The sequence below is a fragment of the Mesorhizobium sp. WSM1386 genome, from assembly GCF_055901595.1.
On sequence record NZ_CM148373.1, the window covers coordinates 757,216 to 769,150 of the forward strand.

The 11,935-nt window shown below is 62.9% G+C and carries 14 protein-coding genes and 1 tRNA gene; 3 read left to right on the forward strand and 12 right to left on the reverse strand.

Annotation, left to right across the window (positions count from 1 at the left end):
• Nucleotides 1-4: 4 nt before the first annotated feature.
• Entirely contained in the window at nt 5-181 is a 177-nt protein-coding gene (locus AC0NIH_RS03565) for a hypothetical protein (RefSeq protein ID WP_473466568.1), read from the forward strand.
• On the opposite strand, the gene AC0NIH_RS03570 is transcribed toward AC0NIH_RS03565, so the two are convergent.
• From AC0NIH_RS03570 to AC0NIH_RS03610, 9 genes are all read right to left on the reverse strand, one after another.
• Nucleotides 147-689, reverse strand: coding sequence for a cytochrome b (locus AC0NIH_RS03570; RefSeq protein ID WP_473466565.1), 543 nt, complete (start codon nt 687-689; stop codon nt 147-149). The two genes, AC0NIH_RS03565 and AC0NIH_RS03570, sit on opposite strands and share 35 nt — an antisense overlap.
• A gap of 992 nt (nt 690-1,681) precedes the next feature.
• Nucleotides 1,682-1,990, reverse strand: a complete 309-nt coding sequence (locus tag AC0NIH_RS03575; RefSeq protein ID WP_287274114.1) for a UBP-type zinc finger domain-containing protein — start codon at nt 1,988-1,990, stop codon at nt 1,682-1,684.
• Nucleotides 1,991-2,014: 24 nt separating this feature from the next.
• Nucleotides 2,015-3,679 carry an FAD-dependent oxidoreductase gene (locus AC0NIH_RS03580; protein WP_473466563.1) on the reverse strand — a complete coding sequence of 555 codons (1,665 nt, stop codon included), beginning with the start codon at nt 3,677-3,679 and terminating at the stop codon, nt 2,015-2,017.
• A 137-nt stretch (nt 3,680-3,816) separates the two neighbouring features.
• Entirely contained in the window at nt 3,817-5,001 is a 1,185-nt protein-coding gene (locus tag AC0NIH_RS03585; RefSeq protein WP_352712248.1) for a DUF1501 domain-containing protein, read from the reverse strand.
• 14 nt (nt 5,002-5,015) lie between these two features.
• Entirely contained in the window at nt 5,016-6,377 is a 1,362-nt protein-coding gene (locus AC0NIH_RS03590) for a DUF1800 domain-containing protein (RefSeq protein WP_473466560.1), read from the reverse strand.
• Nucleotides 6,378-6,510: 133 nt separating this feature from the next.
• The gene (locus tag AC0NIH_RS03595) at nt 6,511-7,707 is read right to left on the reverse strand and encodes an MFS transporter (RefSeq protein WP_473466557.1); all 1,197 of its coding nucleotides are present in this window, start codon (nt 7,705-7,707) and stop codon (nt 6,511-6,513) included.
• Between the two features lie 17 nt (nt 7,708-7,724).
• Nucleotides 7,725-8,132: an arsenate reductase (glutaredoxin) gene (gene arsC / locus AC0NIH_RS03600; RefSeq protein WP_473466555.1), complete on the reverse strand. Its 408-nt coding sequence runs from the start codon at nt 8,130-8,132 to the stop codon at nt 7,725-7,727.
• A complete protein-coding gene (locus AC0NIH_RS03605; RefSeq protein ID WP_473466552.1) occupies nt 8,129-8,824 on the reverse strand; it encodes an aquaporin in 696 nt (231 codons plus the stop codon). Before AC0NIH_RS03605 ends, arsC begins: the two co-directional genes overlap by 4 nt.
• Complete coding sequence (locus AC0NIH_RS03610) at nt 8,817-9,173, reverse strand: ArsR/SmtB family transcription factor (protein ID WP_023765328.1); 357 nt, start codon at nt 9,171-9,173, stop codon at nt 8,817-8,819. The genes AC0NIH_RS03605 and AC0NIH_RS03610 overlap by 8 nt, the downstream gene beginning before the upstream one ends.
• Before the next feature lie 42 nt (nt 9,174-9,215).
• Here AC0NIH_RS03610 and AC0NIH_RS03615 point away from each other — a divergent pair, with 42 nt between their 5' ends.
• Complete coding sequence (locus AC0NIH_RS03615; RefSeq protein ID WP_473466548.1) at nt 9,216-9,773, forward strand: DUF6428 family protein; 558 nt, start codon at nt 9,216-9,218, stop codon at nt 9,771-9,773.
• A gap of 43 nt (nt 9,774-9,816) precedes the next feature.
• On the opposite strand, the gene AC0NIH_RS03620 is transcribed toward AC0NIH_RS03615, so the two are convergent.
• Nucleotides 9,817-10,242: a MerR family transcriptional regulator gene (locus AC0NIH_RS03620; RefSeq protein ID WP_287274131.1), complete on the reverse strand. Its 426-nt coding sequence runs from the start codon at nt 10,240-10,242 to the stop codon at nt 9,817-9,819.
• Between the two features lie 62 nt (nt 10,243-10,304).
• Between AC0NIH_RS03620 and AC0NIH_RS03625 the strand changes: the two genes are divergently transcribed.
• On the forward strand, nt 10,305-11,048 hold the full coding sequence (locus AC0NIH_RS03625; RefSeq protein ID WP_473466546.1) for a cation efflux transmembrane domain-containing protein: 744 nt from the start codon (nt 10,305-10,307) through the stop codon (nt 11,046-11,048).
• Between the two features lie 72 nt (nt 11,049-11,120).
• Here AC0NIH_RS03625 and AC0NIH_RS03630 read toward each other — a convergent pair.
• Nucleotides 11,121-11,205, reverse strand: a tRNA-Leu gene (locus tag AC0NIH_RS03630).
• A gap of 75 nt (nt 11,206-11,280) precedes the next feature.
• Nucleotides 11,281-11,901 carry a 2,3-bisphosphoglycerate-dependent phosphoglycerate mutase gene (locus AC0NIH_RS03635; RefSeq protein WP_023765324.1) on the reverse strand — a complete coding sequence of 207 codons (621 nt, stop codon included), beginning with the start codon at nt 11,899-11,901 and terminating at the stop codon, nt 11,281-11,283.
• Between the last annotated feature and the right edge of the window lie 34 nt (nt 11,902-11,935).

The following is an 11,935-nucleotide window of genomic DNA, read 5'->3' on the forward strand; positions in this document are numbered from 1 at the left end:
CATAATGACCCTCGACGTGAACGAGAACACGAAGCAAAATCTGAAGCGCTCACCGCAGCAACAAACCGGCGATGAACTGAAGAAAAAGAAGGTTGAGGGCAAAGCCTTCCGGGTGAATGAAAACAGCGTGGACCGGGGACGGACGCCTAAGAGCCCATGCTTTCTGGCAGCATTCGCTTGAGCACGTCGTCCTTGCGGACATAATGGTGCCACAGCGCCGCCGCCGCATGCACACCGGCAAGGATGAGGATGGAATTGGCGCATAGGCTGTGCAGCTCCCTGAGGAACCGGGCCGTGTCGCGATCCGGCGAAATCGGGGCCGGGATGGTGAAGAGGCCGAAGAAGCTCAAGGCATCGTCCCGGTACCAGGTCAGCAGGATGCCAAGAACCGGAATGGCCACCAGCAGCGCGTAAAGCACCACATGCGCGACCTTGGCCGCCCATCGCTCAAGCTCTGACATTTCCGTCGGCAACCCGGGCGTTCCAAGCGTCAGGCGCAGGCCGACTCGGACGACGACCAGCGCAAAAAGCAGCAGACCGAACGAAATATGCAACCACCAGACGAGCGCTCGTCCCGGATCCCCGCGCGGAAAAAGCTCCTCGACGTATGTCAGGCCATAAAGGCCGATGACCAGCAGGAACACTGCCCAGTGAATGGCCTTCTGCGCGCTCGTATAGGTAGGATTCATGCGTGTCTTCCAGTTTTGAACGTTTCTAAACTAGCCGCGACCATGTCAAAGCTTTGTTCGAGGACGAGCCCCTCTTTCAAGAGAGCGTCCAAGGACAGGGCCGTGATGATCGTGATTCGATGAACACTGGAACAGGCAACCTGTCAGTTCGCTGACAACAGGGTATCGGATGGCACGATGCGTCGACCAAGAAAGGCCCGGACGACCCCCAGCCCTTAACCAAAATGTGGACTTCTGGGTTGAAGTTCCTAGCGAACCCCGTAAGTCACAACGGCTTGCGGGGTTCTCTCTTGCTGGAAAGATCTGAACCAGACGAAAAACTGCACCTTCCCCGCCCCTTCAACGGGGTGAACGTCAATTTCTGCAAGACCCGTTGTGCTCGAACTTCGGGAAGGCTGCGGAACTTGAAGATGGGTGGGGAAAGAAGCGCGGCAGGGATGGGACGACGCCAGCCATGCGGCTGGGACTGGCCAAGGGTCCTGTGCGGTTCGGGGAGGTAATCTATTTCACATGAAATTTGCGACGATGATCTCTACAGCGGTATTCATGATCAGCGTCCACACCTTCTTGTATATGAAGGTCAGAATTGTGAGCAAACACAAAGGGTTCGGGAAATTTGCAAGACTTGGTTATAGGAATCAAACTCATGTAAATTTAGATAATAAATCCATCCCTCCGGCGTTTGTTGCCGAGTGGAATTCTAAAATTCCAAAATATCGTGTTTTTCTCTTATTTGGATGCGCGCAATTCCTATGCGTTTGGTGTTATGCGATTCTATTCACAGTATGAGCCAATGACCGATTTGTGCGGCAGCTTTCCCATCGCTTTGACAGTCCGGCACACACCGTGAGCGAATGATAGGCTTCCGGTTTGTCCATACGCCTATTAGATCCCAACGGGAAAGAATGTGGAGCCGACGGATTCTAGCCGCTCCAAATATTAGTTAGGGGCTGGCGGACGACCCGGGCTTTTCTTTGAATCTCGGGGCCCGCTCAATAAAACTTCGGGATCGGTCCTTTCTGCGGCGTCGTGCGGTCGCCGAGGTCGAGAAAGACCTCGTCGACATAGCACCAGCCCCAGCCTTCCGGCGGATCGTAGCCTTCGATGATCGGATGGCTGGTGGCATGAAAATGTTTTGTCGCGTGGCGGTTGGGCGAGTCGTCGCAGCAGCCGACATGGCCGCAGGTGCGGCAGAGCCGCAGATGCACCCACCACGAGCCGCTTTTCAGGCACTCCTCGCAGCCAAGCGCGCTCGGCGTAACGTCCTTGATCCCAGCCGCATGCTTGCATTCATCCGCCATCACACTCTCCCTGCCAGTTGAGGCTCAACTCTTCGTTTGCGCAAGATAGGCATGCAATGCGGCGACCACCTGGGCACCCTCGCCGACGGCCGCCGCGACGCGCTTGACCGAGCCGCAGCGCACGTCGCCAATGGCAAACACGCCGCCGAGGCTGGTCTCCATCAGGCCGTGCGCCGGTCCCAGCTCCGATCCGGTACGGATGAACCCCTTGGCGTCCAGTGTCACGTTGCACTGCGCGAGCCAGTCGGTGTTCGGGTCGGCGCCGATGAACAGGAAGAGATGGCGGATCGGGCGTGTCGTTTCCTCGCCGCTGACGCGGTTGCGCCAGCGCACCGTGGCAAGATTGCCGCCCTCGCCCTCCAGCGCCTCGATTTCGGTCTCGGTCAGCACCTCGATGTTCGGCTGCGCCCTGATGCGCTCTACCAGATAGCGCGACATCGAGGCTTCGAGGCTGCCGCCACGCGCCAAAAGCACCACCTTGTGCGCATGGCTGGCGAGGTAGACCGCGGCTTGGCCCGCCGAATTGCCGGCGCCGACCAGCGCCACTTCCTGGCCGGCGCAAAGCCGCCCTTCGATGGGCGAGGCCCAATAGTGCACGGAGGTGCCCTCGAACTGCGCCAAATTGGCGACATCGAGGCGGCGATAGCGCGCGCCGCTGGCGATGACCACGCTGCGCGTGCGCACGGTCTCGCCGTCGCCGACATCGAGCAGATAGCGGGCGCCGGATTTGTCGGTCGTGGCGCTCAGCAGCTTGGCCTCGTCGGGGATCACCATTTCGACGCCGAATTTCTGCGCCTGGTTGTAGGCGCGCGCCATCAGCGCCATGCCGGTAATGCCGGTGGGGAAACCGAGATAGTTCTCGATGCGCGAGGAGGCACCGGCCTGGCCGCCGAAGGCCCGGCAGTCGAGCACGATGGTCGACAGCCCTTCGGACGCCGCATAGACCGCGGCCGCCAGCCCGGCCGGCCCGGCGCCGACGATGGCGACGTCATACAGGGTATCGGCATCGATCGGCCTGAGCAGGCCGATGCAGCGGGCAAGATCTTTCTCGGTGGGGTTGCGCAGCAGCCTGCCGTTCGGACACAGCACGACCGGCAGATGGTGGGGATCGACGTCGAAGCGCTCGACCAGGGTTTTGGCGCAGGGGTCGCTGGCGGAATCGAGCACGCGGTGCGGCTGGCCGCTGCGGGCCAGGAAGCCCTGCAGCCGCAACACGTCGGCATTGTCTGATGGTCCGATGATGATCGGCCCGCTGGTGGCGCTTTCCAGGAGCCCGACACGGCGCAGGATCAGCGCCCGCATGATGCGCTCGCCGAGATTGGCCTCCTGCACCATCAGGTCGCGCACACGCTGCGAGGGGATGACGAACGCCTCGACCGGTTCGGCGGCCTCGGCATTGACCAGCGAGGGGCGGGCCGAAAGCTGCGCCAGTTCGCCGACGAAGCTGCCGGGTCCATGGGTGACGATGGTCTCGCGCCGGCCGAGCCCGCCATCCTGTGTGATATCGACCTTGCCCGACAGTACGAGGATCAGGCCTGGCGCCACATCGCCGGCCTTGATGATGTGCTCGCCGGCGGCATAGGCGGCGGCCTCGCCGAACCGGCGCATCCGGTCGATGTCCACCTCGGCCAGCGTTGGAAAGGCCTGGTCGCGACGGGCGCCGAAGATCGCGGTGCTGGATTGAGACATGCTGAATTGAGACATGGTCTTGAGCGTAACGAAGCGGGCGCCGGGTTTGAAGCGGTTTGTTTGATGCCTAGCCGGGAGGCGAGGCCAGCGACACGAGGTGCCGACAGACGGCGTCGGGCGCAGATGTTCAACGCGCGCTACCCGATCAGCCCGTTCAAAGGCCTGACGGCGATGCTGGACGGGAATACACGTTGTGACAGAGCGAGCTCCGAGATGCCGAGATGGTCGCGCAGAAGGCCCTTCAGCACCGCCCGAAGATCGGTGGTCGGCATCAGGTCCCGGCCTTGATACAATTGCGAGGTTCCAAGTCCCGGCCAGTCCGCGACCACCCGTCCGCCGTTGACGGCGCCACCCATCAGGAAGGCCGTCGTGGCGGTACCGTGATCGGTCCCCTCATTGCCGTTGATCCGCGCCGTGCGCCCGAATTCGGTGATGACCACGATAACGGTATCGTGCCAGACGGACTTCAGGCCGCTGACCAAACCCTCCAAAGCGCCGTCCAGGGCCGCCAACAGCCTTGCCAGCTTCCCGTCCTTGGCGCCCTCTTTCGCGTGCGTGTCCCAGCCGTCGAAGCTGAGTGCGGCAATGCGCGGGCCGGACTCGGCCGCAAGCAATTTCGCCGCGCCCTCCGCAGCTTCGCGAAAGGAAGGCCCGGCCATTCTTGTGCGCGGCACCGGATCGTCGCCATGAGCCGACAGGCTGTCTATCTCGCGGCCCTCGATAAAGGCACGCAAGAGCGCCGGATCGATTTCGCCATAAAGCCCCATGAGGCGATCTTGCGTGTCCGGGGAGGCTGACCGGAAATTTGGCGGCGTCCATGTCAATGTGGGTGCGGCACCGCGGAAAATCAGCGGGACAGTGGGGCTGACGGCCAGTCCGACCGGCCGGGCAACCTCGATCCGGTCGCCGACCGGAAGTTCCAGCACCGCACGATTGAGCCAGCCGGATGCTGTATCTCTCGGTCCGGGCATGCCGCTTTCCAGGACATCCTGGCCGTCGAAATGGGATCGATCCCTGTAGGGCGTGGCGGCGGCATGGACGATCAGGGTGTCGCCGGCCACGTAGTGGTCGTGCAATGTCCGCATTGCGTCGTGCAAGCCGAAAAAGCCGTCCAATGACAGGATGCGGCCTATGCCGGCCACGCCAATCGCAAGCTCGCCCCGCAACCGCGCGTAATCCGGGTCCCCGATGGGTGGCGTAACGGCCAGACCGTCCAAGGCTCCGCGCAGGATCACGACCACCATCCGTGGATCGCGCGGCGCCGCGTGGGCCATGCGTGGCATTCTCGACCAGGCGACGAAACTGCCGTTTGAGGCAGGCATGGGGGGCGTCCCCGTCATCTGCGTTGGAACTCCGGGCTCATGAGCAGCAAAGCCAGCGCCTGGGATCTGCTTCGGGCGTGCGCGATATGCTCCCGCGTGGTTGCGGAACAGGCCGTGCCCAGCACCGCATCGACGAGGGCCAGCGGATCCAGGTCGACACGGGCGCGCGCCGCCAGCTCTTCGGCGAAATCGAGGCGATCGGTCATCGCATTGCCCGCCAGCCAGCTATCGGCGTGATCAGGAAAGCCATTGGGAGCGTTCGGATTCCACAATGGCTGCCCAAGTGCACTCAACACGCGCGCGACCTGCGCGACATCGGTGCGGAGATCCAGTGCCCTGAGAGCCGACCACAGGAATTCGCTGGGGCTCTTGATCTTCACCGCCGGGCCCCACGCCTTGTCGTGGAGAAGCAGCATTCGTACGCACGCTTTCAGATCCCCGGCACTCTCCAGGAAGATTGCCGCGATCGTTTCGGCAATGTCGGGCGCGGGATCATCGTTGATGAAGTGACGGACGAGCTTCCAGGCGATCCGCCTTGCCGTTGCTTCATGGCCCGCCAGGGTGGACAGAACCGCCTCGCCCTGATCCAGGCCGGTTTGCGGATAGTCGACATCCATGACCTGCTGGCCGCCAGGTTCGTGTGCATCCGCGGTGAAACAAAAGCAGCCATAGTCATCGGCGAGTTCATCATGCTCGCTGGCGCCCCTGTAACTCCAGCCGGTCAACACTTTCGACAGCGCGCTGACATCTGCCTGCGAATAGCCCGCCTCGACCCCGACCGTGTGCAATTCCAGCAATTCGCGCGCGTGGTTTTCATTGCAGCCACGCCCGGACCGGCGCCCGATCACCGAATTCGGTCCGACCGAATTGGCGCTGTTGAAGTAGGAAAGCATTGCCGGGTGCCGGGTTACAGCGACAAGCATGTCTTCGAACCGCCCGAGCACGAAAGGCCGGATGGCTTCCCGCTCGAATGCCGCCGCGGTGCGCCGGACAGTGCCATTGGCACTGGTCTCGACCACGAAATGGTTCATCCAGAATGTCACCAGCCGCTCGACGAGCCCTGTCCTGGCGATCAGGGCGCGGTCTATCCGGGCCCTGACTTCCGCTTCGAGCACCCGGCGATCGATCGGCACGAAGAAGGTGAGGCGGCGGATCGCCGCCGCGAGATAGCCGCGCGGAAGGCGATCCTGGCGATGTCGTTGCGTGATGATTTCGGCGGCGGACAGGAGACCTCCACCAGTAAGGAGGGCAATGTCCGGCTCATCCAGCTCATTGAGAAGAACAGTGCGTGGATCGCCATCCAATAGAGACAGATCGCGGGATCGCGGCCCGAGTCCGAAACGATGATAACCAATCGATGCGGATGCGAAAACCACTCATTCCCACCCTGTCCATGGACTCAATATTGAACGTACTGGGCAACATACGTTGCCAACCAGCAAAAAAAAGCGGCCGGTGGAGGTATGCTATCGTGCAATAGTGGTACGCGACCGGTGTATCCGATCTGGACTAGGATGGTACGATGGTGCGGACAGGTCGCGAGGAGTTGCGTTTAAAAGCGAGCAGAGCGGCGACCAATAGGACATTGACAAGGGCGAGCCCAAGCAGCACCGACAGCAAGCCCGACGCGCCGACATGCTCCAGCAAGAGAGCGCCGAGCGATGGCGCGGCGGCCTGGGCAATCAAGCTTGGCATGGCAAGCCGACCCATCAGTTTCGCGTAACCGGGGGCGCCGAACAGCGCCAGAGGCAACGTGCCACGCGCGATGGATTCCAGGCCGATGCCGGCGCCGTAAAGCGCAAGGGCGACGGGCAGCATCGGCAGTCCGGTCCACAGCGCGGCAACGCCGAAGACGACAAATGCCACCGACGCCAGTTTGGTCCATATCGGATGATGATAGCGGGCGATGGCCATCTCTACGGCCCGGGCACCGACCTGCGAAGGGCCAACCAGCGCGCCAAGGCCAACCGCGGCAGCGAGCGCAAGGCCAGTCGACTGCAGCACGGTCAGCAGATGCACCGACAATGTAGACGATATGACCGCCGACAGCGTGATGCTTGCCCCCAGCGTGGCCATCAGGGGCAGGCTGCGCGGCGCCAGGCCGGCTTCCGGGCCGGTGGTCGCCGCGAGCGGGGGTTCGGCGGGAACGCCACGCGGCAGCACGAGCAGATAGGCGGGCAACGCCACCAGGAGCTGGATTGCCGCATACACCAGGCACACGCCGCGCCAGCCGAACGCATCGAGCAGAAGCGCCGAAATCGGCCAGCACACCGTGCTGGCGAAGCCGCCAAACAGCGTCAGGCTGGTGATGGTCGAACGGGCACCGCGCCCATACAGCCGTCCGAGCGTGCCGAAGGCCGCATCGTAAAGGCCGGCGCCCATTCCGAAACCCATGATGAGCCAGCCGGCGACGAAGACGGCCAGGTTCGGCGACGCGGCAAGCACGGCTTGGCCGATGCCGAGGCAAACGGCGCTGAAGGCGAGCGTCATGCGGCCGCCATGGCGTTCGATTGCCGCGCCGACATGCGGCGATATCAGGCCGGCGACCAGCAGCCCGAGCGACAGGCTGCCGATCACCCAGGGAAACGGCCAGCCGGTCCGAGCCGACACGGCAGGGCCAATGACCGCCGGCAGGTAGTAGGAAGAGCCCCACGCCATGATTTGCGTGAGCCCGAGCGTCGTGACGATGACGCGACGGTCCGGCATCGGGTGGTCTCGGCCCATCAACGGGCCGGATAGGTCACCGCTTCACCATCCTCCTTGGTGAAGCGGGCCACGGGGTGATCGAGCAAGTCCAGCACCAGCTCCGACGGCCGGCAAAGCCGCGCGCCGCGCGGGGCCTCGACAATCGGCCGGTTTATAAGAATTGGATGGGCGAGCATCTGGTCGATCAACTCGTCCTCGCTCCATTTTGCGTCGGCGAGGCCCAACTCGGCATAGGGCGTGCCCTTCTCACGCAGCAGCGCCCGCGCGGGCATGTTCATGGCCTTGAGCAGGCCGACAAGGCGAGAGCGCGAGGGCGGATTTTTCAGATACTCGATGATTTCGGGCGTTTCGCCGCTCGCTTCGATCAGAGCCAGCGTGTTGCGTGACGTGCCGCAAGCCGGGTTGTGATAGATGGTGACAGTCATGGCGCTGCCCTTTCGGTGTGTGCGACGGTTGAGGCTGGCGAAAGCAGCCAGCTCATCGTGCCGGCGGCTATGAGTGCGCCGGCCAGTTCGGCGACGATGAATCCGGGAAGGTCGGCAGGCCGAATGCCGGAAAAGGTGTTGGACAGCGAACGCGCCACGGCAACCGCGGGGTTGGCGAACGACGTCGATGCCGTGAACCAGTAAGCGGCGGTGATGTAGAGACCGACCAGCCAGGGAACAGCTTTCCGCTCGAACCGCACGCCCGCCAGGATGACGGCGACCAGGCCAAAGGTCGCGACACCTTCAGACAGCCATTGAGCGCCGCCGGTGCGTATATGTGTTGAGGCCTGCACGAACGACTGGCCGAACATTGCGTGCGCCGTCACCGTGCCGGCAATGCCGCCGAGGGTCTGGGCCACGATGTACAGTCCAGCCAAGCTCATCGGCAGCTGCCGCAGGACTGTGAAGACCAGCGTGACCGCCGGATTGAAATGCGCTCCGGAGATGGGCGCCAGGATGGTGATGAGGACCACAAGAATGGCGCCTGTCGGCAGCGTGTTGCCGAGCAACGCAACAGCTTTGTCCGGCGTCAGCGTCTCGGCCATGATGCCGGAGCCGACCACCGTGGCGACGAGGAAAGCAGTACCGAGCGCCTCGGCCGCGACACGGCGCGGCACGCTGTATTCAGGCATCGGCACGGCTTCCATCGTTCGGGACGCAGCATGTCGGGTTGAGCGCCGGCGAACAGATTTCCGGCCGGCCGGAGCAGCAATCCTCCATCAAAAACCGGATAAGGCCGGTCAGCGCGTCATACGCGGCGCTATAGACAATCGACCTGGAATCTCGCCGCGCAGCGACCAGGCCGGCGCGTTCAAGTTCCTTCAGGTGAAAGCTGACGTTGGAGGGCGAGACCTCCATCTGCTCGGCCAGGACGCCGGCGGCGATGCCGTCTGGCCCGGCAATGACCAGCCGCCGCAAAAGCCTCAGGCGCGTTTCCTGCGACAGCGCCCCGAATGCGGAAAGGGCTTGACGTTCATCCATATTTCAATAATCCTAAAAATATCAAAATAAGGATTACCGCAGATGGTCGGCCCTGACAACAACGAATTCGACCACCCCGAATTCGACCATATCCTGCCGCCCGGCTCGGCCGACATCACCATAGAGGGCTTGCTTGGGTTCCTGTCCGCCCACGGGGAAAAAGCCCTGGTGTTTGTCTATGACGGACACGCGGTGCGGTCTGGCTACCACGTGACCGAAGTGAAGGCCGGCCAGTTCGCCGCCCTCGATTGCGGCGCCAATCCCGAATCCTGGTCGGAGATCTTTGTGCAGTTGCTTGATGTGGATGAGGCCGAACGCACGCATATGCCGGCGGCCAGGTTCTCAGCCATCATCCGCAAGGTAACCGAGCATGTCGGGCTCGACCATTCGGCCAAGCTGACCTTCGAGGTCAGCGACGGCGTGCGGCCCATGCAACTCTACAGCGCGGCCCTGCCCGAAATCGTCGCGGGCACCGTGCGTGTCGACTTGTCACCGCGGCCAGCGAGCTGCAAGCCGCGCGACCGATGGCTCGAGGAGCAACAGAAGGCTAGCGTTTCATGTTGTGCAACGGCAATTGAGGGAAAGCCGTGCTGCAGCTGACATTTGGCTGGCCGCCGAGCAGAGCCCATGCGGATTGGACACTTCACCCCAGAGCCAAAGGGCCGTGTTCATGGCTCCGATCAGCCAAAGTCTCGATGACCCGGCATTCAGCCACCCGGCCGCAGGCGCACTCATCGACCATGCGTGCCAGCTCCAGTCGCAGAGCGTTGAGGCTGGCGATCCTGCTCTCGACTTCCGCCAGCCGGGCCTTGGCTATGGCGTCGGCTGACGCACAGGACTGCTCTGGTCTGTCCTGAAGCGCCAGCAGCGTCCGAATGGCGTCGATCTCAAAGCCCAGTTCGCGGGCGTGTTTGATGAAAGCCAGCCTCGAAACGGCGCCCTTGGCGTAGCGTCTTTGCTGCCCGTCGGTGCGCGGTGGCGCCGGCAGCAGGCCGATCTGCTCATAGTAGCGGATGGTGGGGACCTTCACCGCCGTTCGCCGCGAAAGCTCGCCGATTGAGAAATCCATAAAACCCCTTGAACCTCTAGTGGCTAGAGGAACTAGAGTGGCTTGAAACATGGAGATTTTCAATGGCTCACGATTGCTGCGCTCACGAAACAACGATCTGCGCAGGCCCGCCGCCTCTGGTGCTGCCGGCCGGGATCGGCAAGGCGGAAGCGGCAGGTGTGGGCTCGGCGAATGCCTCATGCTGCTCGGGCGGCGTGGCCGTCTTCGATGGCATGGATATTCGCTACAAACGCGTGCTTTGGGCTGTCATTGCGATCAACGGCGCGATGTTCCTCACCGAGATGGTTGCCGGGCAGCTGGCCGGATCGCAAGCCCTCAAGGCCGATGCCTTGGACTTCCTCGCCGATACCGTCACCTACGGCCTCAGCCTCGCCGTGATCGGCGCGACCCTGCAGACACGCGCGACGGCGGCCCTGTTCAAGGGCCTGTCGCTGTTCGTCATGGCGCTGTGGGTGTTCGGCTCGACGGCCTACCAGACCATGATCCTCGGCGTTCCGAGTGCGGAGGTCATGGGTGTCATCGGCTTCATGGCGCTGGCGGCAAACCTCGCCTCCGTCCTGCTGCTGCGTCCCTACAAGGATGGCGACGCGAATGTCCGCTCGGTCTGGCTTTGCTCGCGCAACGACACCATCGGAAATGTGGTGGTGATGGCTGCCGCCATAGGGGTTTGGGGCACATCCACCGCCTGGCCGGATCTCGTCGTCGCCGCACTGATGGCCGGGATATTCCTGACCTCGTCCGTTCAGATCCTGAGACAGGCTTGGTCTGAGTACAGCCAGGGCCGACAGCTTGCTGCCGCGGAATAACAAAAAAGCCCGGACGAACCGGGCTTTTTGTCTAAGCGTCTGAACCACATAGAACGGTTCGAAACGGGAATTTGGTGCCCAGAAGAGGACTCGAACCTCCACTCCTTGCGGAACACGGACCTGAACCGTGCGCGTCTACCAATTCCGCCATCTGGGCTGGTGCGGGCTCATGTAAGCGGGCAAGTGATTGCTGTCAACGCGCTTTTTTCAAAGCGGTTCGCCGCTTGCCGGCTCAGCCCTCCAGCACTTCCTTCGACGCGACGGTGGAATCGGCGTTGAGCTGGTAGATGACAGGCACGCCGGTGCCGAGTTCCAGCTTGACGATCTCCTCGCCCGACTTGCCGTCCAGCGCCATGATCAACGCGCGCAGCGAGTTGCCATGGGCGGCAACCAGCACGGTGCCGCCGCGCAGCACGTGCGACTGCATGTCATGCAGGTAATAGGGCCAGACGCGCGCGCCGGTGTCCTTCAGGCTTTCGCCGCCGGGCGGCGGCACGTCGTAGGAGCGGCGCCAGACATGCACCTGGTCCTCGCCCCACTTCTTGCGGGCATCGTCCTTGTTGAGGCCGGAAAGGTCGCCATAGTCGCGCTCGTTCAGCGCCTGGTCGCGGATGGTCTCGAGGTCGCTCTGGCCGACGGCGTCGAGAATATGCTGGCAGGTCTTCTGCGCCCGGACCAGGGCAGAGGTGAAGGCGATGTCGAACTTCAGGCCGCGCGCCTTCAGTTTTTGCCCGGCGGCCTTGGCTTCGGCATGGCCCTGCTCGGTCAGGTCGACGTCGCGCCAGCCGGTGAACAGGTTTTTCAAATTCCATTCGCTCTGGCCGTGGCGCACGAGCACGAGGGTTCTCGACATGTTTGCTCCCTACAATCGCTACAAGATGTGACGG